General features: G+C 62.0%; 26 protein-coding genes. 16 read left to right on the top strand and 10 right to left on the bottom strand.

The window, feature by feature from the left end:
* Nucleotides 1-49 precede the first annotated feature (49 nt).
* Nucleotides 50-628, top strand: coding sequence for a glycine-rich domain-containing protein (locus tag ACP7D4_RS07215; protein WP_426208384.1), 579 nt, complete (start codon nucleotides 50-52; stop codon nucleotides 626-628).
* 132 nt (nucleotides 629-760) lie between these two features.
* On the opposite strand, the gene ACP7D4_RS07220 is transcribed toward ACP7D4_RS07215, so the two are convergent.
* The 4 genes from ACP7D4_RS07220 to ACP7D4_RS07235 all read right to left on the bottom strand — a co-directional run bounded on the left by ACP7D4_RS07220 (nucleotide 761) and on the right by ACP7D4_RS07235 (nucleotide 2,780).
* Complete coding sequence (locus ACP7D4_RS07220; RefSeq protein WP_426208386.1) at nucleotides 761-1,027, bottom strand: hypothetical protein; 267 nt, start codon at nucleotides 1,025-1,027, stop codon at nucleotides 761-763.
* Between the two features lie 185 nt (nucleotides 1,028-1,212).
* Nucleotides 1,213-1,482 carry a hypothetical protein gene (locus ACP7D4_RS07225; RefSeq protein WP_426208388.1) on the bottom strand — a complete coding sequence of 90 codons (270 nt, stop codon included), beginning with the start codon at nucleotides 1,480-1,482 and terminating at the stop codon, nucleotides 1,213-1,215.
* Between the two features lie 163 nt (nucleotides 1,483-1,645).
* Nucleotides 1,646-1,849 carry a hypothetical protein gene (locus tag ACP7D4_RS07230; RefSeq protein WP_426100336.1) on the bottom strand — a complete coding sequence of 68 codons (204 nt, stop codon included), beginning with the start codon at nucleotides 1,847-1,849 and terminating at the stop codon, nucleotides 1,646-1,648.
* A 28-nt stretch (nucleotides 1,850-1,877) separates the two neighbouring features.
* On the bottom strand, nucleotides 1,878-2,780 hold the full coding sequence (locus tag ACP7D4_RS07235) for an SDR family oxidoreductase (RefSeq protein ID WP_426208390.1): 903 nt from the start codon (nucleotides 2,778-2,780) through the stop codon (nucleotides 1,878-1,880).
* A gap of 201 nt (nucleotides 2,781-2,981) precedes the next feature.
* Between ACP7D4_RS07235 and ACP7D4_RS07240 the strand changes: the two genes are divergently transcribed.
* On the top strand, nucleotides 2,982-4,007 hold the full coding sequence (locus tag ACP7D4_RS07240) for a CDP-6-deoxy-delta-3,4-glucoseen reductase (RefSeq protein WP_426100332.1): 1,026 nt from the start codon (nucleotides 2,982-2,984) through the stop codon (nucleotides 4,005-4,007).
* A gap of 14 nt (nucleotides 4,008-4,021) precedes the next feature.
* On the opposite strand, the gene ACP7D4_RS07245 is transcribed toward ACP7D4_RS07240, so the two are convergent.
* On the bottom strand, nucleotides 4,022-4,633 hold the full coding sequence (locus tag ACP7D4_RS07245; RefSeq protein ID WP_426208392.1) for a lysophospholipid acyltransferase family protein: 612 nt from the start codon (nucleotides 4,631-4,633) through the stop codon (nucleotides 4,022-4,024).
* A gap of 118 nt (nucleotides 4,634-4,751) precedes the next feature.
* On the opposite strand from ACP7D4_RS07245, the gene ACP7D4_RS07250 reads away from it, so the two are divergent.
* Nucleotides 4,752-6,011, top strand: coding sequence for an MFS transporter (locus ACP7D4_RS07250; RefSeq protein ID WP_426208394.1), 1,260 nt, complete (start codon nucleotides 4,752-4,754; stop codon nucleotides 6,009-6,011).
* 142 nt (nucleotides 6,012-6,153) lie between these two features.
* On the top strand, nucleotides 6,154-6,519 hold the full coding sequence (locus ACP7D4_RS07255; RefSeq protein ID WP_426100326.1) for an HPF/RaiA family ribosome-associated protein: 366 nt from the start codon (nucleotides 6,154-6,156) through the stop codon (nucleotides 6,517-6,519).
* A gap of 118 nt (nucleotides 6,520-6,637) precedes the next feature.
* Here ACP7D4_RS07255 and ACP7D4_RS07260 read toward each other — a convergent pair whose 3' ends face one another.
* Entirely contained in the window at nucleotides 6,638-7,426 is a 789-nt protein-coding gene (locus tag ACP7D4_RS07260) for a helical backbone metal receptor (RefSeq protein WP_426100324.1), read from the bottom strand.
* A gap of 103 nt (nucleotides 7,427-7,529) precedes the next feature.
* Here ACP7D4_RS07260 and ACP7D4_RS07265 point away from each other — a divergent pair, with 103 nt between their 5' ends.
* Nucleotides 7,530-8,495 (top strand): GGDEF domain-containing protein, encoded by a 966-nt coding sequence (locus ACP7D4_RS07265; protein WP_426100322.1) that lies wholly within the window; start codon nucleotides 7,530-7,532, stop codon nucleotides 8,493-8,495.
* A 30-nt stretch (nucleotides 8,496-8,525) separates the two neighbouring features.
* A complete protein-coding gene (locus ACP7D4_RS07270) occupies nucleotides 8,526-9,212 on the top strand; it encodes a DUF1345 domain-containing protein (protein WP_426100320.1) in 687 nt (228 codons plus the stop codon).
* A gap of 35 nt (nucleotides 9,213-9,247) precedes the next feature.
* Here the strand turns inward: ACP7D4_RS07270 and ACP7D4_RS07275 are convergent, their stop codons facing one another.
* Together ACP7D4_RS07275 and ACP7D4_RS07280 are read right to left on the bottom strand one after the other, a co-directional pair.
* Nucleotides 9,248-9,721, bottom strand: a complete 474-nt coding sequence (locus tag ACP7D4_RS07275) for a cache domain-containing protein (protein ID WP_426208395.1) — start codon at nucleotides 9,719-9,721, stop codon at nucleotides 9,248-9,250.
* A gap of 2 nt (nucleotides 9,722-9,723) precedes the next feature.
* Nucleotides 9,724-9,921, bottom strand: coding sequence for a hypothetical protein (locus ACP7D4_RS07280; protein WP_426100316.1), 198 nt, complete (start codon nucleotides 9,919-9,921; stop codon nucleotides 9,724-9,726).
* Nucleotides 9,922-9,979: 58 nt separating this feature from the next.
* Here ACP7D4_RS07280 and sbcB point away from each other — a divergent pair, with 58 nt between their 5' ends.
* Nucleotides 9,980-11,428 carry an exodeoxyribonuclease I gene (gene sbcB / locus ACP7D4_RS07285; RefSeq protein WP_426208410.1) on the top strand — a complete coding sequence of 483 codons (1,449 nt, stop codon included), beginning with the start codon at nucleotides 9,980-9,982 and terminating at the stop codon, nucleotides 11,426-11,428.
* A 142-nt stretch (nucleotides 11,429-11,570) separates the two neighbouring features.
* Here sbcB and pyrF read toward each other — a convergent pair whose 3' ends face one another.
* On the bottom strand, nucleotides 11,571-12,389 hold the full coding sequence (gene pyrF / locus ACP7D4_RS07290) for an orotidine-5'-phosphate decarboxylase (RefSeq protein ID WP_426100314.1): 819 nt from the start codon (nucleotides 12,387-12,389) through the stop codon (nucleotides 11,571-11,573).
* Nucleotides 12,390-12,564: 175 nt separating this feature from the next.
* Between pyrF and ACP7D4_RS07295 the strand changes: the two genes are divergently transcribed.
* The 9 genes from ACP7D4_RS07295 (at nucleotide 12,565) to ACP7D4_RS07335 (ending at nucleotide 18,897) form a co-directional block, all read left to right on the top strand.
* On the top strand, nucleotides 12,565-13,128 hold the full coding sequence (locus ACP7D4_RS07295; RefSeq protein ID WP_426100953.1) for a LemA family protein: 564 nt from the start codon (nucleotides 12,565-12,567) through the stop codon (nucleotides 13,126-13,128).
* A gap of 1 nt (nucleotide 13,129) precedes the next feature.
* Complete coding sequence (locus ACP7D4_RS07300) at nucleotides 13,130-13,930, top strand: TPM domain-containing protein (RefSeq protein ID WP_426208396.1); 801 nt, start codon at nucleotides 13,130-13,132, stop codon at nucleotides 13,928-13,930.
* Entirely contained in the window at nucleotides 13,930-14,445 is a 516-nt protein-coding gene (locus ACP7D4_RS07305) for a TPM domain-containing protein (RefSeq protein ID WP_426100310.1), read from the top strand. Before ACP7D4_RS07300 ends, ACP7D4_RS07305 begins: the two co-directional genes overlap by 1 nt.
* 65 nt (nucleotides 14,446-14,510) lie before the next feature.
* The gene (locus ACP7D4_RS07310; protein ID WP_426100308.1) at nucleotides 14,511-15,275 is read left to right on the top strand and encodes an SDR family NAD(P)-dependent oxidoreductase; all 765 of its coding nucleotides are present in this window, start codon (nucleotides 14,511-14,513) and stop codon (nucleotides 15,273-15,275) included.
* Nucleotides 15,272-15,751, top strand: a complete 480-nt coding sequence (locus tag ACP7D4_RS07315) for a MarR family winged helix-turn-helix transcriptional regulator (RefSeq protein WP_426100306.1) — start codon at nucleotides 15,272-15,274, stop codon at nucleotides 15,749-15,751. The genes ACP7D4_RS07310 and ACP7D4_RS07315 overlap by 4 nt, the downstream gene beginning before the upstream one ends.
* Nucleotides 15,752-15,863: 112 nt before the next feature.
* The gene (locus tag ACP7D4_RS07320) at nucleotides 15,864-16,286 is read left to right on the top strand and encodes an organic hydroperoxide resistance protein (RefSeq protein ID WP_426100304.1); all 423 of its coding nucleotides are present in this window, start codon (nucleotides 15,864-15,866) and stop codon (nucleotides 16,284-16,286) included.
* A 672-nt stretch (nucleotides 16,287-16,958) separates the two neighbouring features.
* Entirely contained in the window at nucleotides 16,959-17,282 is a 324-nt protein-coding gene (locus ACP7D4_RS07325) for a hypothetical protein (RefSeq protein ID WP_426100302.1), read from the top strand.
* 83 nt (nucleotides 17,283-17,365) lie between these two features.
* Nucleotides 17,366-17,767: a VanZ family protein gene (locus ACP7D4_RS07330; protein WP_426100300.1), complete on the top strand. Its 402-nt coding sequence runs from the start codon at nucleotides 17,366-17,368 to the stop codon at nucleotides 17,765-17,767.
* A 386-nt stretch (nucleotides 17,768-18,153) separates the two neighbouring features.
* Nucleotides 18,154-18,897, top strand: a complete 744-nt coding sequence (locus tag ACP7D4_RS07335) for a hypothetical protein (protein WP_426208398.1) — start codon at nucleotides 18,154-18,156, stop codon at nucleotides 18,895-18,897.
* Nucleotides 18,898-18,946: 49 nt separating this feature from the next.
* Here ACP7D4_RS07335 and ACP7D4_RS07340 read toward each other — a convergent pair whose 3' ends face one another.
* The gene (locus tag ACP7D4_RS07340) at nucleotides 18,947-19,834 is read right to left on the bottom strand and encodes a TraB/GumN family protein (protein WP_426208400.1); all 888 of its coding nucleotides are present in this window, start codon (nucleotides 19,832-19,834) and stop codon (nucleotides 18,947-18,949) included.
* Between the last annotated feature and the right edge of the window lie 755 nt (nucleotides 19,835-20,589).

The following is a 20,589-nucleotide window of genomic DNA, read 5'->3' on the forward strand; positions in this document are numbered from 1 at the left end:
CCAAAACCACACTCTATAAAGAGGAACGATCATGAAAACGAATAACGTAATGCACGCTATTGCCGCCTTGAATCTGGAGCCAATCAAGAACAAGCTGATGGACGCCGAGCATGGCGAAGGATGGAGCAGGGCCAAGGTCGAGGCCATGGATGTTGAATATCGGCGTTTTCTTCACCTGATGCATGCTTTCCCCAATGAAGCAGCCTCGCCGACGAAAGCCGTCGATACCTTCTGGCACTACCACATTCTCGATACGCAAAAGTACGCAGCCGATTGCGATGATGTTTTCGGCTGCTTCATGCACCACAACCCGTACGGCGATGAAGGGAGCGCAGCCGATGTGGTGTCGCCCGGCGAGCGCATGCAGCAATTGTATGAAGCGACCTTCGGCGAAGCTTATATCCGGCCTGAAGCCTATTGCCTCGACCAGAGCGCCGGCGCAACGGCCGATGGCGCCCCCTCCCGGGGGGCCGCGAAAAATGCGAGCGCACAAGCAGGCGTGTGCATCGCCCGTTGCCACCCCTTTTGCATGATGCACGCCAAGCCGGCGAACGCTAAAACGGCGATCGGCGACACGCCCCGGATGCGGCGGCCAGTACCGGCCGTCGCCGCTCGGACCTTTGCCTGACGCGGGAAGCGCCTGAACAATGACGGCGACTATGGGCGCCTTGCCCATACGCCGCAGGCGCGCCCCGCCAGCCCTGGCGGGGCACGGAGCAACTAAGGCGCAGGCCCTTTGCGGACCTGCGCAGCGCGTTCATCAGGCCGCGATATGCATGGGGGTCACTTCGACCCCCATCAGCGACTTGAGTTCGCGAATGCTAAATTCGCTCACCTCATGCATGCGCAGCAAGATCGTGGCGCCGATCGGCAACGTATGGTGCCGAATCTTGCTGATCACCGGTGGCGCCACTTCCAATGCGCGCGACAGTGCCGCGTCATTTTTCAGGTTTAATTTCTCCATGATGGCATCGAGGACCTTGTTCGGGTCATAGGTCACTTCTTCGGGCATGTGTCGTTTCGTCATCATCAATTCTCTCAAAAATTCACATTCCGTGGCTTATTCGCCTCCGGCTCGTCTTTACCAGCCATAAGCAAGTCAAACAAGTCAATACTCGCAGAACGTACGGGGCTTACCAGTCATTCGGTAATAACCGGATATTTATTGGTATTTGCTCAAGCTGCGACATTTTCACACAAAAACGCGTTGTACTAAAGTAAATTTTCGCGAGTGTGTGCGGCAACTAACGCTGGACGCATGACGGCGAGCATCCATTCCAGCGTGAGCCTGGTCGCCATCTGGGTATAAGTTGTGGGAATTAGATAGAATTGAAACAACAGGCGGTCGTCATCACGCTGCAGGCGCCAGCCGAGCTGGCGACGGATTTCCTCGGGCGGCGGCGGCGGACGGCGCGCCGTCTCGCGCGCGACCATGTAGGCGCGGACTTGCTCCTTGGTGGGCTGTGTGACGCGATGCGGCATAGCGGGCTCTAGCACAAGTGAATGACCGTGGGTCGACATTGCTCACGATACGTGCGCGCGCCGCAGCGCGCTTGACGAAGCTCAAGTGCGCGCCTGCTTACTTTTTGCTTACTTTTTGCTTACTTTTTGCTTACTTTTTGCTTACTTTCTGCTTGGTTCCTGCTCACTTCTTCTGGCTGGCCAGGTACAAGGTCTTGGCGTCCTGATGCGCGCGATCGACCGTGCGCAAGGCTTCCTTGTCATCGTGTTCGATGAAAAAATCCAGATCCTGGGCCTTGACCACGAGCTTGATGGCGGCCGCGTCGCTCAGCTGGTACTTTTCGGTGATCAGCGTGGTTACTTCGTCGAGATATTCTTCGTAGGTCATGGGAGGCTCATCTGGTCTGGGAAGGCCGTCATTCTACCAGCAGCGCCGCGCGCCCCATCGCCGCCACGGCGCTCGCCAGCTCGGGAAACCGCAGGCGCACGCCCAGTTCACCCTTGATGCGCGCATTGCTCATGCGGCGCGACTCGGACATGAACGAGAGCAGCATGGGCGAGACGCGCTCTGCCAGCGGCGCGCGCGCCAGCCGTGGCGGACGCGGCATACCGAATGCATCAGCAACGGTGTCGAAATAATCGGCCATCAGCATGTGGGTGTCATCGACGGCATGATAAATCCGTCCAGGCAAACCCCTGAACAAGGCCAGTGCAACGATGTTGGCCAGGTCATCCGCATGAATATGATTGGTATAGACATCGTCTTGCGCCAGCAGCGCCGGCGTGCCCTGCTCCAGGCGCTTGAGCGGCAAGCGTTCGCGTGCATAGATGCCCGGCACGCGCAACAAGGCCACGCTTGAACCGCTGCGCCGGGCCCAGGCGCGCAGCACCCGTTCGGCATCGACCCGGCGCTGCGCGCGCGCATTGTGCGGCGCCACGGTGCGCGTCTCATCGATCAGCGCCCCGCCGCAGTCGCCGTACACGCCGCTGGTGCTCACGTACACCATGCGCGCATTGGCCTGCAGCACCGCGCACAGGTTGCGCGTGCGGCGGTCGAGCACGCCGTCAGGCTGGGGCGGGGCCAAGTGCAGCACATGGCGCGCCAGGCCCGTCAGGCGGCGCAGGGACGCCGGGTGATCCAGGTCGGCAACAATGGGCACGGCGCCCGCCGCGCGCAGTTCAGCGCAGCGCTCCGGCGCGCTGGTGACGGCAAACACCCGAAAGCGCGCGCGCAGCAGCGGCAGCACGCGCATGCCGACGTCGCCGCAGCCAAGGATCAACAGGCGCGGACGGCGCAGCTTCGGTGTGCTGGAATTCATGGTGGACGGTGCTCGGGTCGTGGTGCAGCCCAACAATATACTGGAAATCGCGTCGCCCCGCTGCGGGGCGCCAGGTGCGCGGCGGGCGCGGCAATGCAGGGGGCGGTGTAAAATGATGGAAACTATCAAGCGCAAAAAAACGCAAAGCGGACGGCGCCGGCAAAATCGCAACCTACTGTTTACTGTTCACCACTCGACGACATGACTTTCCAGATTACTGTTCAGCCTAGCGGCCACCAATTTTCGTGCGACGCCGATGAAACCATCCTCGGCGCGGCCATTCGCGCCGGCATCGGCTTGCCGTACGGCTGCAAGAACGGGGCCTGCGGTTCGTGCAAGGGCAAGGTCGTGGCCGGTGCCGTTACCCACCGCGCGCACCAGCAGCGCGCGCTGACGGACGAAGAAAAAGCGCAGGGCTATTCGCTGTTTTGCTGCGCCACCACTGAAGCGGACCTGGTCATTGAAGCGCGCGAAGTAAGCGGCAGCACCGATTACCCGGTGCGCAAGATGCCCTCGCGCGTGGCCAGCATCGACAAGGTCGCGCCCGACGTTGCCGTCATCACCCTGCAATTGCCCGCCAACGAAGCGCTTGCCTACCGGCCCGGCCAGTACATCGAATTGCTGCTGCGCGACGGCAAGCGGCGCAGCTACAGCATGGCCAGCGCGCCCGGCCTGGACGCACCGCTCACGCTGCACATCCGCTACATGGCGGGCGGGCTATTCACCGAGCAAGTATTCAATACAATGAAGGAGCGCGACATTCTGCGCTTCGAAGGCCCTCACGGCAGCTTTTTCCTGCGTGAAGAATCGGACAAGCCGATCGTGCTGCTGGCCTCGGGCACCGGCTTTGCGCCGATCAAGGCATTGATGGAACACATGATCCACCTGCAGTCGAGCCGGCCCGTCAGCCTGTACTGGGGTGCTCGCCGCCCGCTCGACTTGTACATGAACACGCTGTGCGAACAATGGGCCGCCACGCTGCCGCATTTCCGCTACGTGCCGGTGGTGTCGCACGCCTTGCCGGATGACCACTGGAGCGGGCGCACCGGCTTCGTCCATGCGGCCGTCATGCAAGATTTGCCCGACCTGTCCGGCTACCAGGTGTATGCCTGCGGCGCGCCGGTCGTGGTCGACTCGGCCCGGCGCGACTACGTCGCCCAGTGCGGCTTGCCGGCAGAAGAATTTTATGCGGACGCCTTTACCAGCGAAGCGGACCTGCACAGTTGAATTGAGGCGGCTTGTCAGCCGCGCTTGACGCTGGCGGGGTCGAACTGCTGGACATTCTTGCCGGAAATGCCGCTGTAGAAAGCCTGGATCTCGGCCATGTCGGCCCCGATGTCGCCGCTGGTGACGAACATGCGCCCGATGCCGCCCGCCTTGCGCGCAAAATCGAGGTAGGCCAGCGCGATCGGCACGCCCGCCCCGTGCGCGATATAGTAAAACCCGGTTTTCCAGTGCGTGACCTTGCCGCGCGTGCCTTCGGGCGCAACAATGACGGCCAGGCGCTCGCGCGCGGCGAATGCGGCAATCGTGTTTTGGACGGTGTTGTTGGCGGCGCTGCGGTCGATCGGGATGCCGCCCAGCCAGCGCGCCAGATAGCGGATCGGCCACGCAAACAGACTCGCCTTGGCCATCCAGTACACCTTCAGGCCCAGCTGAAAACACACCATCAGCGTGATCGGAGCATCCCAGTTGCTGGTGTGCGGCGCGGCAATGAGCACGTACTTGGGGAAAGCGGCGATCTGCTCGGCCGTCATGCCTTCCGTGCGCCAGCCGAGCGCGCGCAAGATCACGCGCGAGACGGCGCGCATCAGGGTGTTGACAAGCGGGGTTTCAAAGATGGTGTGGTGCATGGCCTGGCTGCGCCTGCCGTCGCGCCGCTCAGCGCGGGCGCGCAACATCGGGCACAATAACGGGATAGATTCCCTAAAGCATCATTCTACTCCAGCCCGTCCGCAGCCGAAAGGATTCATGTCCGTGATGTCGCCGTCCAGCGGGTTCCGCATCCTGCGCAACCGCAATTTTTCTTTCTATCTGTCGGCCCGTGTGCTCGGTACGCTGGCGGTCCAAATGCAAAGCGTGGCCATCGGCTGGCAGGTGTACCAGATGACGGGCAGCCTGTTTGACCTGGGCCTGATCGGGCTGGCCCAGTTCGCCCCCTTCCTGGTGCTTATCTTGCTGGCCGGCCACGTTGCGGACCGCTACAACCGCCGCAACATCATCATCGCCTGCCTGGCCGTGCAATTGCTGTGCGGCGCGCTGCTGCTCGGTTTTACGTGGACCGGCGCGCGCGTCGTATGGCCTGTGTTCGCGGTGCTGGTGCTGTTTGGCAGTGCGCGCGCCTTCATGATGCCGGCCACCCAGGCGGTGCTGAAAAACATGGTGCCGCACGAGCACTTCGGCGAGGCGGTCGCGCTCAGTTCGTCGGCTTTCCACGTGGCCGTCATTCTCGGGCCGGTGCTGGGCGGGCTGCTGTATGTGTTCGGGCCGGACACGGTGTACCTGGCCGCGGGCGCGCTGCTGGCCGCTTCGGTGGTGCTGATGGGCTTGACGCGCGCCGCGCCGCAAGCGATCAGCAGCGCGCCCGCAACCTGGCATACGGTGCTTGAAGGCTTGCGCTTCGTCTGGTCGCGCCCGATCATGCTGGGCGCCATCTCGCTCGACCTGTTCGCCGTGCTCTTTGGCGGCGCCACCGCCCTGCTCCCGGCCTATGCGCATGACGTGCTGCAGGCCGGCCCCGCCGGCCTGGGTTTGCTGCGTACCGCGCCCGGCGTGGGCGCTGCGCTATGCTCGGTTGCGCTGGCGTTTCATCCGATCCGGCGCCACGTGGGCGCGTGGATGTTCGGCGGCGTGGCTGTGTTCGGCCTGGCCACGCTGGCGTTGGGCCTGACCAGCAGCTTCGCCCTGGCGCTCGCGGCGCTGTTCGTGCTGGGCGCCGGCGACATGGTCAGCGTGTACGTGCGCCATTTGCTGGTGCAGTTTGAAACCCCCGATGAAATTCGGGGACGCGTGAGCGCGGTCAACGCCGTCTTTATCGGCGCCTCGAACGAATTGGGCGAATTTGAGTCCGGCATCACGGCCGGCTGGTTCGGCCTGGTGCGCGCCATTCTGTTCGGCGGCGCGGCCACGCTGGCGGTGACGGCACTGTGGATCGTCAAGTTCCCGGTGCTCGCGCGCATGGACCGTTTTCCGCATCACGACGGCGAAGAGCGCTCGCGCAAGGCCGGTTAGGAGCTGCGCCCGTTTGAAGCTGAACAAGATGGGCGAAAGGTGTAAGATAAAGTATGCGTGCAAGGGTAACGCCAGCTCGAGCAGCATGCATGCGCGAGAAGAGCTTGGCACAGTAACTTTATGAATAACCGGGAGTGAGCTTATGCAAATCAACATCAATACCGACAAGACGATCGAACGCCATCAAGGCCTAGACGATCATGTGCAATCCGTGGTCTCCGCTGCGGTGCAACGTTTTGCCGACCACATCACTCGCGTCGAAGTCCACCTCAGTGACGAGAACAGCCAAAAATCTTCCGACGGCGGCAATCGTTGCCTGCTTGAAGCGCGGGTCACCGGCTACCAGCCGATCGCCGTCAGCGACCATGCCGTCCACCTGCACCAGGCCATTTCCGGCGCGGCTGACAAGCTCAAGCGCGCGATCGAGAGCGCACTGGGCCGCCTGCACGACAAGCAACTGCACGCCACGCCAACTTTGGTTGATGAGCCGGACGAAGTGATCGAGTAAGTCGTCTTTCCTGGCGGCTGTTTAAGCCGCCAGGTGCAGTGCCGCAGTCCAGCCCCGCCGTATCAGCCCCGCCGTATCAGCCGACCGCTTGCCAGCCGTCCGTGTGCAAGACCAGCCGCTATACCCAGCCATTGCCTGCCAGCGCACGCAAGTACCCCAGCGCTTCGAGCGAACGGCTTCCGTACCACGACATCATTTCCCCATCGATTACATACACCGGCTTGCCGATCTGCTTTTCCAGCGCGTCGGCGTGTGCCTGCGTGAACCGGTACGGCTCGCTCGACAACAGCACGCAATCGATCTGCGCCAGCAAGGCCTCGTTCCAGGTGAACACGGGATAGCGCTGGGCACCGAGCACCGGCGTGCGCCAGCCGATTTCGGCCAGCATGCGCGCGATATAGGTGTCGCTTGCAATGCTCATCCACGGATCTTGCCAGATGCAATACAGTACCGTGGCGGGCCGCCCTTTTGGCGCCGCCTGCAAACGCGCGTACTCGGCCTCGAACGCGGCGCACCACGCTTCGGCCCGCTCCGCCACGCAAAACAGTGCACCCAGCAAACGCGCCAGCGCCAGGTTGTCGCGCGGCCCCATCGGATGGGTAACGACCAGGTGCGGCACGAAGGCGGCCAGCGCGTCGGCGGTGCTTTTTTCGTTCTCGTCAATGTTGACGATCACGTGCGTGGGCGCCAGCTTGCGGATCTTGTCGAGATTGACGTCCTTGGTCCCGCCGACCTTGGCGATGGCGCCCACGACAGAATGCGGATGAATGCAAAAGCCGGTGCGCCCGACCAGTTGCGGCGCCAGTCCCAGCGCGCACAGCATTTCGGTAATCGATGGCACCAGCGACACGATGCGCGCCTCTGGAGCGGGAACGTGTTCGGTGCCGAGGGCGTCAGTCAGGTGCATGGCAAGGATCTATGGCGGGCGAAGGTGCTATTGGAACACTGATATGATGCCACTGCCAAGTGTGGCGCGATTGATTGACAAGATGAACAGCGAGAGGATGGCTTTGGAACAGACAGGTAGCTTTGGTGCGTCCACCTACAGTATCCGGGATCTTCAATTGTTTCACGATTCCGACCACGACAATCTGGCGCCGCTGCTGGCCGGCTGCGCCATCGTGCGCCTTGTCGCCGGCGCGCGGCTCGCGGACAGCAGCCGCGCCCGCCTGTACATTGTGCTCTCGGGCATGCTGTCGGTGGCGGCGGACGCGGAAAGCGGCATGCCTGACGGCGCCGTCAGCCGCATTCTGCCCGGCGAGAGCGTGGGCGAGCAGTCGGTGCTCGACGACAGCGCCAACCTGGCGGCGATTGCCGCCGTCGTCGAGACCGAGCTGCTGGTCATCGATGCCGAGCTGGTCTGGAAGCTGATCGAGCGCTCGGGCGGCCTGGCCAAAAACTTGCTGCGCCTGCTGTCATTTCGGATCCGCGCCGCCAGCGCGCTGGTGCGGCGCGGCCACAAGCTTGGCGAGTTTTACCGCAAGATGTCGATGAACGATGGCTTGACGGGCTTGTACAACCGCACCTGGCTGGCCGACATGCTGCCCAAGATGGTGGCCACCGCGCACCGGGCGGGCACGCCGTTGGCGCTGGTGATGATCGACCTCGACCATTTCAAGGTATTTAACGATACCTATGGCCACCTGACGGGCGACGATGCGCTGCGCGCGGCGGCCGGGGTGATCGCCGTGGCGCTGCGCCCATCCGATTTTGCGGTGCGCTACGGCGGCGAAGAAATGATGGTGATTTTGCCCGAGACCAGCGAAGCGCTGGCCGTCATGGTTGCCGAGCGGCTGTGCGCACGCATGCGCGACGCCAGCATTTTTCCCGACATGCGCCAGCCGCTGCCGCACGTGACGGCCTCGGTCGGCGTGGCGGTGCTCAGCGCCGGCATGGACGACCTGGGCCTGATCGCCGCCGCCGACGCTGCGCTGTACCGCGCCAAAGATGGCGGGCGCAACCGCGTCGCCGTCTAGCCAGCAGTTCGGTTGGGTTAAGATGCGTGCATGAACCCAACAACACTTCAGCGCAAGCATCCCAAGCTTGCGCGCATCGTCCTGGCGCGACCGCGCCTGTTCGCGTGCATGCTGCTTGGCGTCGTCGCCGCGTTCGCCATTCCCGCCACGCTGGTGACGCAGCCGATCACGCGCGGCATCCTCGGCTGGAACGCCGGCGCGCTCGCTTATCTGGTGCTGACGTTGCAAATGATGTTCTTCTCATCGCGCGAACGCATGCGCAAACGCGCTGTCCTGCATGACGACGGACGCCTGCTGATCCTGGCGATGGTGGTGCTGGTGGCGATCGGCTCGCTCGCGGCCATCGTCTGCGAACTGAGCGTGGCCAAAGGCTTGCATGACGGCGAGCGCTACTGGCATGTGGGGCTGGTGGTGGGCACGCTGCTGTCGTCGTGGGCGTTCACCCAGGTCATGTTCGCCACCCACTATGCGCATGACTTTTACGCAGCCGAACGGCACGGCGCGCCTGGCGGCCTGAATTTCCCGGACGAAGCGGCGCCCGATTACGCCGACTTCCTCTACTTTGCCTGCATCATCGGCACCTCCGGGCAAACTGCCGACGTCAGCTTTACCAGCCGCGCGATGCGCCGCACGGGCCTGCTTCACTGCGTGCTCGCCTTTTTCTTCAATGCCACGCTGTTGTCATTGACGATCAATATCGCGTCGGGCATGTTTTGAGCTGATGGCGATGCCGGGCGAGCGAGACGTTCGCCTTACTTCAGGTAAACGCCGCCGCAGACCACCAAGTCGGGCAAGCCCTCGCAGTACATGGCCTTCGGCTCGATGTTGCCGCTGACGGGATTCGTGAATTTGTATTCCTGCCAGAACGAGGCTTTGGTCTTGGCCATCTCGACCCGCTCCTTGACGAAGGCCTTGCCATCGACATCCTTGATTTCCATGAGATTTTTACCGAGCATTTTGGGATTGGCACCATGCGCCAGCACCACGCCGTCTTTCCCGTAAGCGACCATGTACAGGTCACGGTCGGTGAACGGACCATCCTTGCGGTTGATCTCGGCAAAACTCTTTTCACGACCGTTGGCCTTCATATAAGCGACGGTCTTCTTGACCATGGCCTCGGCTTCCGGCTTGGTGACTTTGGTGTCGGCGGCGGCGGCGGCGGCGCCAGCACACAGCAGCAGGCCGGCGAGGCCGCTGATACACGGGTTAAGCAACAATGGGCGCATGATCATTCCTTTGACATTACAACGGTTGGCGACCCGTCGATGCTAGCACCGGACGCGCGCGCGCATTCATTTTTTTGGAAAGGAATATTGTTTTCAGGCAGCGAGCAAATGACCGGATCGGCCACCGGCGTTGGCAGAACGGGGATTGACAGCGCCACGGTTTTTGGTCCAGCATAAGCGCCGCACTGCGGCACCAGCATCACCCTTCATTATCGGAAATACCGGAACCTGCAGCCCGTCTGCAGTAACATGACCACTATGACCACCCATACCTTTCTCTGGCACGACTACGAAACGTTTGGCGCCCAGCCGCGCCGCGACCGCCCGGCCCAGTTCGCCGCCATCCGCACCGACGCCAACCTCAATGAAATCGGCGAACCCATCATGCTGTATTGCCAGCCGGCGCCGGATTTCCTGCCCGACCCGCAATCGTGCCTGATCACTGGCATCACGCCCCAGCAATGCCTGGAATGGGGCGTACCCGAGCACAAGTTCGCCGCCACGATCGAAGCGGCGTTCAGCCAGCCGGGCACCATCGGCGTGGGCTACAACACGATCCGCTTTGATGATGAAATCACGCGCTTCATGTTTTGGCGTAACCTGATCGACCCGTACGCGCGCGAGTGGCAAAACAATTGCGGACGCTGGGACTTGCTCGACGTGGTGCGCATGACGTACGCGCTGCGCCCCGAAGGCATCGAATGGCCCCTGCGCGAGGACGGACGGCCCAGCTTCAAGCTCGAACTGCTGGCCAGGGCCAATGGCTTGCTGCACGAGGCGGCGCACGACGCGCTGTCGGACGTGCGCGCCACCATTGCGCTGGCAAAACTGATCCGCGAGCGCCAGCCCAAGCTGTTTGACTTTTGCCTGGCGCTGCATAAAAAAGACAAGGTCTCCACTGAAATGGGCATGCACCTGGCGCCCGCGCAGCGCCAGCCTTTCCTGCACGTGTCGGGCATGTTTCCTGTTGAATACGGTTGCATCGGCCTGGTCTATCCACTGGCCACGCATCCGAGCAACAAGAACGAAGTGCTGGTGTGGGATTGCCGGCACGATCCGGCCGAGCTGTTCGACCTGGACGCCGATACGATCCGTTTGCGCATGTTCAGCAAAACGGCCGATTTGCCGGAAGGGATGACGCGCTTGCCGATCAAGAGCATCCATATGAACAAATCGCCGATGCTGGTGTCGAATCTGAAGACCCTGACGGCAGCGCAAGCGCTGCGCTGGGAAATCAACCTGGACCAGGCCCGTCTGCACGCCATGGCGGCGCAGGCCGGTCCCGATATGGGAGCGATATGGGATCAGGTCTACCACCGCCCTGCCCCGGTGGGCGAAACGGACGTGGATGAAGACCTGTACGGCGGCTTTATCAACAACAATGACAAGCGCAAGCTGGAGTCCTTGCGCGGCGAAAAGCCGGAGCGGCTGGCGACAGCCAATCCCTCGTTTGACGACGAACGCCTGGCCGAACTGTTTTTCCGTTACAGGGCGCGCAACTTTCCGCACACGCTCAGCGTGGACGAAGCGGCGCACTGGGAGCAGCACCGGGCCGCCCGCCTGTTCGATGGCGCGGCCGGCGCGCGGACCATCGAGCAATTGTTTGCGGAAATTGATACGTTGTCAGAAGACGCCGACGAGCGCGCTGAGGATATTTTGGGCGCCTTGTACGATTATGCCGAGGCGATTGCGCCAAGCCGCCGCTAGCGCTCTGTTGGATTCCCTCGGTTAAGTCCCGACGGACTGCTGGGTTCGCTGCGCAGGCGGCAATCCGGGGTATTTTTCAATCACGCAGCCGGGTGCAACAAACCGACACGGCGTCGGCACGGCGTGCACTGAACGCCGCGTTTCAGCGGTACTGGTTGATCGCGTCGCGCGTTTCCAGCGCCACGCGGCGCGCGGCCGCCACAAAATCCTCGCCGTCCCGCGGCGCGGCATACAGGATCGCGCGCGACGAATTGATCATCATCCCCGCGCCGGCCGCGCTCTTGCCCGACTGGACGGTGGCTTCGACGTCGCCGCCCTGGGCGCCCACACCGGGCACCAGCAGCGGCATGTCGCCGACGATGGCCCGCACTTCGGCCAGCTCATGGGGAAAGGTCGCGCCCACCACCAGCGCGCACTGGCCGTTGAGGTTCCATTTCTCCGCAACCATACGGGCAACATGCTGGTAAAGGGGCTTGCCGTCGACATCGAGAAACTGCAAGTCCGACCCGCCCGGGTTCGAGGTGCGACACAGCACGATCACGCCGCGCTCGCTCCACGCCATATAGGGTTCCACGGAATCAAAACCCATGTAGGGATTGACGGTGACGGCGTCGGCGCCGTAACGGTCAAACGCTTCGCGCGCATACTGTTTGGCGGTGGCGCCGATATCGCCGCGCTTGGCGTCGAGAATCAGGGGAATGTGCGGATAGGCTTCGCGCGCGTAGGCGCAGAGCCGCTCAAGCTGGCGTTCGGCGCCGAGCGCCGCAAAATAAGCGATTTGCGGCTTGAAGGCGCAGGCCAGGTCGGCGGTGGCGTCGATGATCGCACTGCAAAAGGTGAAAATGCCGTCCGGTTCATGTTGCAGCGCTGCCGGCAGGCGCGCCACATCGGGATCGAGGCCGACGCACAGCAGCGAATTGTTGGTGGTCCAGGCGGCGGACAGTTTGTTGATGAAATTCACGGCAGGCCTCGGTTCCATTTGCTAAGGCCATTATTGTACCGCGTCCGCCTGCACGCTTGAAATGGACGCAGTTCATGCATTTAAGGTATATTTTTGACCATTCGACAACTGTTACGGACTCAAGCTCATGACCTCTACCGCTCACTTCACCCGCTGGACACAGCTTTTTTTCGCGATGCTCATCGCCACCATGCTGTCCGGCTGCGGCTACAACACCTTTCAGACCAAGGACGAAGCAACCAAGGCGGCTTGGGGCGAAGTGGTCAACCAGTACCAGCGCCGCGCCGACCTGATTCCCAATTTGGTCAACACCGTCAAGGGCTATGCCTCGCACGAAAAAGACACCCTGGAAGCGGTGACGAAGGCGCGCGCCGCCGCCACCAGTTTCCAGATTACGCCCGAAGTGCTCAATGACCCGGCCGCGTTCGCCAAGTTCCAGGCGGTCCAGGGCGAGCTGTCGAGCGCGCTGTCGCGCCTGATGATGGTCACCGAAGCCTATCCCAACCTGAAGGCCGACGCCAGTTTCCGCGACTTGCAGTCGCAGCTCGAAGGCACCGAAAACCGCATCACCGTGGCCCGCAAGCGCTACATCGATGCGGTGCAGGAATTTAACGTCCAGGTGCGCCAGTTCCCGACCAACTTGACAGCGATGATGTTCGGCTACAAGGTCAAGCCATCGTTCACGGTTGAAAACGAGAAAGCCATTTCGACTGCGCCGGCCGTCAATTTCGGTAAATAAGATGGCACTGTTGCGCGCATTCTGGCTGGCATTGGCACTCGGGCTCGCTCTAGCCTTTCCGGCGCAGGCACAGGACTTCGTCCCGGTGCCGGCGCTGACCGGCCACCTGACCGACCAGGCCGGCATGCTGACGGCCGAACAGCGCGGCCAGCTCGAAGCCGTGCTGACCGACTATGAAACCAAGACCGGCAGCCAGATTGCCGTGCTGCTGGTCAAGACCACCGCGCCCGAACAGATTGAACAGTACAGCTTGCGCGTGGTCGAAGCCTGGAAGCTAGGTCGCAAGGGCGTCGACGACGGCGTGCTGCTGCTCGTCGCACCGGGCAACACGGGGGCCATGCGGCGCCTGCGCATTGAAGCGGGCCGCGGCGTGCAGGGCGTGCTGACCGACGCCCAGTCCAAACGCATCGTGCAAGACGTGATTGCGCCCTACTTCCAGAAGGAACGGTATTACGACGGTTTGGTGGCGGGCGTGGGTGCGATTTCCACGCTGCTGAACAAGGAGCAATTTCCGGCGGCGCCAGAGGCGGCAAATCGCACCGGCCAGGGCGAGCAGCAAGGCTCGATGCTCATTCCCCTGCTGATCTTTGGCGCCATCGTCCTGTTTCGCGTATTTCGCCCGCGCCGCTCCCGGCTGGCGCGTGGCGGCTGGGGCAGCGGCGCGACCGGTTTCATCCTGGGCAGCGCCTTGGGTGGCCTGGGACATGGTGGCGGTGGTGGCGGCGGCGGCTTTTCGGGCGGCGGTGGCTTTTCCGGCGGCGGCGGCAGCTTTGACGGCGGCGGCGCCTCGGGAGACTGGTAATGACCACGACTTTTATTGAACGCATTAAACGCCAATGGCGTCATTGGCTGGCGAGCGCGGCCAAGGGACGGCGCTTGTTCCCCGCCGACGCGCTCACGCGTCTTGGCCAGGCCATCACGGCCGGCGAGCAGCGCCATCGGGGCGAACTGCGGCTGATCGTGGAAAATGCACTGCCGTCGGAACTGATCTGGGCCGACGTTGGCAACCGCCAGCGCGCGCTATCTCTGTTTGCCGAGTACGGCGTGTGGGATACGGCCGACCGTTGCGGCGTGCTGATTTATGTGAACCTGGCCGAGCAAAAGGTCGATATCGTGGCAGACCGCAACATCGGCCAACAGATTGCGCCTGACACCTGGCAACAAATTTGCCGCGGCATGACCGAGGGCTTCAAGGCGGGCCAGTTCGAGCAAAGTACGCTGGCGGCCATCGAGCAAGTCAATGTGTTACTGGCCGCGCGGTTTCCGGCGACGGGAGAGCGCGCCAACGAATTGCCGGACCAGCCAGTGATGCTGTAAATAAGCCAGCGTCGCCTGGCCGCTATCGGTAAAATTCAGGTTTTCATACTGCGTGAAGGCGAGACATGAGACTGAACCAGAAAGTGGCAATCGTGACGGGCGCGACGCAGGGCATCGGACTGGCCTGCGCGCGCCGCCTGTTGCAGGAAGGCGCACGCGTGATGCTGGTCGATATCAAAACGGAGGGCGCGGCCGTGGCCGCAGAACTGGGCGGGCAGGCGCGCTTTTTTGCCGCCGACGTCAGCCTGAAGGTCGATGTCGACGCGATGATCGCCGCCACCATTGCCGCGTTCGGCCAGATCGACATCCTGGTCAATAATGCCGGCGTCACCCATGCCGCCGACTTCCTCGACCTGTCCGAAGACGATTTTGACCGTGTGCTGCGGATCAACCTAAAATCGATGTTCCTGTGCAGCCAGGCTGCCGCGCGGCACATGGTGACCCGGCACAGCGGCTGCATCATCAATATGTCGAGCGTGAATGCCGAGCTGGCCATCCCGAACCAGGTGCCGTACGTGGTGTCCAAGGGCGGCATCAACCAGCTGACCAAGGTGATGGCGCTCAATCTGGCGCCGCACGGCATCCGCGTCAACGGCATCGGCCCGGGCACCATCCTGACTGAACTTGCCAAGAAGGCCGTGCTGGCCAGCCCCGAGGCGCGCCATACGATCCTGTCGCGCACGCCGGCCGGACGCTGCGGCGAACCGGAGGAAATCGCCTCCGTGGCCGCCTTCCTGGCCAGCGACGATGCTTCCTACATGACCGGCCAGACCATGTACGTGGACGGCGGGCGCCTTGCGCTCAACTACACGGTGCCGGTGGCCGAATGAGCGCGCCCAAGCCGCCGCCGCAGCCGCAGCCGATCAACCGGCTCGCGCTCGACCATCAATTCTGCTTTGCGCTGTATTCGGCCTCGCATGCAATGACCAAGACCTACAAGCCAATGCTGGACCGGCTGGGCCTGACGTATCCGCAGTACCTGGTCATGCTGGTGCTATGGGAACAGGATGCCATCCTGGTCAAGGATATCGGCGCGCGCCTGTTTCTGGACTCCGGTACGCTCACGCCGCTGCTCAAGCGGCTTGAAGCACATGCCTTGGTCAGCCGCAACCGCAACGTGCTTGACGAGCGCCAGGTGCGCATTGAATTGACCGAGCAGGGACGCGCGTTGCGCCTTGATGCCGAAGCCATACCGGAGCAGGTGCTGTGCGCCAGCGGGCAGGACCTGGCGGCGCTGGGCAGCATGCGCAAGGAGTTGGCACGCGTGCGGGACGACCTGTTCAAGGCGCTCGACGCGAGCCTGTAGCGAAGTTCGCCCTGGGTGAATGAACGCAGAATAGATTGCACACAATTGAATTGTGCGATATATTCGTTCGTATCGGCACAGTCTGCCGCCCACCCATTCCAAGGAGTCATTCATGCAAGTACTTTACACAGCAAACGCAACAGCTACCGGTGGCCGCGAAGGCCGTGGCGTTTCCAGCGACCAGGCGCTCGACGTTGTGCTGTCGACCCCGAAGGAATTGGGCGGCGCCGGTGGCGCCGGCACCAATCCTGAACAATTGTTCGCGGCCGGCTATGCCGCCTGCTTTTTGTCAGCCATGAAAATGGTCGGTGGCTTGATGAAAACGCCGATCCCGGCCGATGCCAGCGTCGACGCGGCGATCGGCATAGGCAAGAATGACCAAGGTGGGTTTGGACTGAACGCCAAGCTGGCCGTCAATACGCCCGGCATGGACCAAGCCGCAGCCCAGGCAGTCATCGACAAGGCGCACCAGGTGTGCCCTTACTCGAACGCGACGCGCGGCAATATCGAGGTCGTCATCACGCTGAACACCTAAGGAAGCACTGATTAATTCTTGACGGCGGACTCGGCGCACGAAAAAAGCGCCCAGCTGCGTTGCAAATCCTCGCCATGCCCCGGCATGTCTGCGGTGTTGCGCCTTACCGGGCACTTTTTGCGTGACCGATTCCATTCGCCAGAATAAATCAGTGCCTCCCTAAGTTATTTCGTTTTTGAATATCTGATATGAGTAATGGCAATTAGACATATGATTTAAGACGCACCATAATAGTGCATTGTCTCCACTATTCCTCCTCCAAGAAGATAGTTTTAAGCCCGCTTTCACCAGCGGGCTTTTTTTTTGAGACGTCGGCGTCAGAAAATCGTTCGGTAAAACGTCAGCAACATTGAGCTATGTCATAGCTCAGTCATATAGCGCTCCTATACTCATTGATAGCCGCCAGTACATGCAACCGATATGCGTGACGCCCGGCCAGGTGTGCTTGCCGTAAGGCGGCACACCAATCCCAATTTCAAGCCTCTGCCCGGACCCTGGGTTTCCGCCTGCACCGCAAGCGGGCATTTTCCCCCTCCGCGCACCAAGTTGATCAGTTCGAGAAAAGCAGAAGAAAGTGGCCGTGTGCACTTGACGACCCGTAGCTTTCTACTATGATGAATATCCCTCGTAAAATTTAGAGCCTCTTCACACAACGCCAAGCGGAGTTTTCGAATGAGTCAATACGTTCTCGAAGCAGAAACAAGGGAAAAGCCCCAACAGGCCGACGTCGGACGGCGCCATCGGCACGGAATGGACGAGCATCTGGTCTTAAGCGAGCTCGACCCTGAGCAGGTGATCGACCACCTTGAACCGGACGACAAGGTCGAACTGATCACCTTCGGCACCGTGCGTGAAACCTGCCCCAACTGCCGCACCGCGCACCTGAAGCTGGTGCTGCGCCAGCGTCGCGTGCGCGTGGCACACCTGTTTTGCGCCGGTTGCCTGTGCTGTTTCGACGCCCATTACGTCAATGGGTCTTCTGCCCTGACGATCTGAGCCGATTTTGAGGCAGGCGGGGCGGACGCGACGCGGGCGCGCGCAACATGCTATGGTTGCGTATTTCAGCGATCGCCGTTTCCATGTTCTCCTTCGTTTCCCTGCTCGTGCTTGACGAGCGCCTGCGTCGCCGGCGCTTTTACGGCGCCTTCCTGATGTTTTCCGCCATTCTCGTCATGGGGTCGATTCCCGGCGCGCGTGCCGAAATCGGCGAGTTCGGCTCCGGCGTCGTCTTGCACAGCCTCGCCTACGGCAGCCTCACCTTTCTTCTGTACACGGGTTCCACAGGCAGCCGCAGCCAGCGCGCCATCCGCGCTGTGCTGACAGTGGCGCTGATGGGAGCCCTTGACGAGTTCGTGCAATCGTTTCTTCCCTACCGCACCGCCTCGACGCGCGACTGGCTGGTTGATTGCTGCGCCGCGTCAGTGATGGCAGGGTTGCTGTGGCGCTTTATGCCCGAACCCGTCGCGTCGCGCCACCCGTAGTCCAGTACCACGCGCCTGTGCCTGCTGTTCGACCTGCGCCTGGCGCACCAGTGCGTGCAGAGCTTGGCGCAGCACGTAGCGTTCACGGATTGCAGCCGCGTCCGCTTGTATCGACTCCACCAATGCTTCGATCAGGCTGTCCAAGGGGCTTGAATACATGAGAGTCGACTCCAAAAGTTTCGGTTAGGAATTATTCCTTAACGAACCGATGAGCGGTTTGCGAATTATCAAATGCTTGTCCGACAAGTAAAGCATCACCTTGCTTGATGCACCTCATGCAACAGCCTATTTCAGTGGAACGTTGTTCAATATCGAGCCTCTTACCCCAGTGGCACGCGGCATTGTCACGCACACACACGCAAAACACCCAAACAAAGGAGTTGATCATGAAGCGTAATGAACAGAGCGTGCTCTTGGCAGGCTTGCTGGCAATGGTACTTGCGGCATGTAGTTCCACCGGCATGAGCGGAAGCGACAGCGCCAGCAGAAGCGCCGGCGGCGCCTCGTCCATGGGCACCGGTGGCAGCACCGGCAGCGACACCGCCGGCACCGGTAGCTATGGCAGCGGCACGGCCGGCAGCGGCACCACGGCCGGCAGCGGAACAACAAGCAGCGGCACAACCGCCAGCACCGACCCGGCGACAGTCGGCGGCACCAGCGGCACCAGCGGCACCGGCAGCACCGATAGCACCAGCGGCACCGGTAGCACGAGCGGCACCGCCAGCAGCGGCACCGGCAGTGCCGGGACCAGCGCCAGCATGGGCGCCAGTGGGACCGGCGGCAGCACGGCTACGGGAGGTAGCGGGCAGGCAAGCACGGCCACCGGGGCTGCAGGCCAGTCAGGCAGTGCCACTGGCGCAGCGAGCGCAGCGCCCAATAGCACCGTGACCAGCATTGAAGTCGTGCAACGTCAGGCCGGCAGTGGCGCGACCGGTGCGGGCACGGTTGCGGGCGCAGCCGTAGGCGGCGCTACCAGCACCGGCGCTGGCGGCGCAGGCACGGGCGACCGCGTCTATCGCGTCACGCTGCGCGGCGACGACGGCCGCAGCCAGGTCATCACGCAGGAGTGGGCACCTACCTTTAGCACCGGCGACCGGGTGCGCGTGAGCAGCGGCGCCATCGCCCGCTGAAAAAGCGGTCAGGACGGCACGCCGGCCAAGCCATCGGGTTGCCCGCCAATCAGAAAACGCGTTCTACGCGGTAGCCGCGCTGCGAAAGCAGTTGCGGCAAGCCATCGTCGCCGAGCAAGTGCAACAAGCCGACGCCGACGAATGCCGTTTTCCCGCCTTGTAATATGCGCTCGATGCCAGAAGCCATCTCAGGATTGCGCTGGCCCAGCAGCACGCGCCGTGTGAACTCCGACATCATGCTGTTGCCACCGACGGCGTCCGGTACCAATGCCTCCAGCGCTGCGGTGTCGCCTGACACCCATGCGTTGATCGTTGCCCGGGCCTTGCGCAGCGAGCTGCCGTCGGATAGATCGCGCAGGCTTTCGAGCAGGTAGCGTTCCGCCTGCGCCGCGCTCAAGGTGTCGAACAGCGCGAGCTGGTAGTCTGCGCTTTCGAGTTCGGTAACGCGCTTTCCCTGCGCCTGCGCCAGCACCAGCAAAACCGCTTCATTGCCTTGCGTACGCTCATAGCCGCTGCGCTGCAGCTCCAGGCCCATCAGAATGTTCGCGATAAGCCACGGCTTCAAATGCTGCACGCTGGCAACCGTGATGCCGAGCGTGTGCAAGGCCTGGGTAAGGAGCGCGAGTGTCGCCGGCGCTATAAAATTCTGAATTTGCCCGCCCGAGCTATAACTGCCGTGCGCCAGCACGGCATGTGCGTACGCCAGCTCAGCATTTGTGTCAAGTTCGAGCACCAGCGCGCTGGAAGCGCCGAGTGCGTCGCTTACTTCGGGCGCGAGAGGGTAAAAGGAAGCAGCTCCCACGTGAATGGTACCAAACAGATAGGCCGCTTGACCGTCGCGGCTGACTTTATACAAGATGCCATGACGTTTCGCTGGCGCTGGCGACAGTTGAGCCTTCGCCCGCACTGTTCCCTGGACCAAGGGGCTTGGCGACACGTCAACCGCGCAGACACGCGCCGAGGCTGCGGATAGTAAACTAAGCACAACAGCGCTGCACAAGCAGCGCCGTACCAATTTCGGCAACATTAAACTTTCCTAGGGGACAGAACACGACAAGGTAACGATAGTATGTCAGGCTGTGTCCGCACGGATCATGTTTCCAGGAAAAATTTCCGGATGGCGATCTTGAGAGTAATTAACGTACAAAAAAACGACGCTGGCGAGGTGCGGATCTGGCATGCACGGCCAGTGTGTCTGTTCCGAAACTTCCCGATGGATGGGTTTGTCCGAGGGTGTGATGATTCAAGCGGCGAGCACGCCGCAGCCCTTACGCGCAGCACTTACTCGCAGCGACGAGACAAGCGAGCGACGAGACATGCAAGCGATGGGATCAAGCGCCGAACCCGTGTCAACTGACCTCAAAAAATTCCTGGCGGCGGCGCAACGCTGCCATTGCCTGACGCCATCTCTTGCGCGCCGGTTCAGCCTGAAGTGCCGCAGTGCGCAGTGCGGTTACTTGGGTGCAAAACGCACCAAATCGTAAATCGTCTCGAGGTCGGCATGCTGCGCAGGCCAGGCAGTGCGATAGCGAATATTTGTCCAAGTCAGCATGCCGCGTCGGACAGTGCAGGCGCTAGCCTGAATTTTGCATAAAAAAGGGCAAGAATGCCGTAAGTGCTTGATAAAATGTGAGTATCTCGAAACACAGTTCATCAAAACGAACGCCACCTTGCCCGACATGAATTCTACTT

It is taken from the genome of Massilia sp. TWP1-3-3 (assembly GCF_049897805.1).
In the GTDB taxonomy this organism is placed as follows: Bacteria; Pseudomonadota; Gammaproteobacteria; order Burkholderiales; family Burkholderiaceae_D; genus Telluria_A.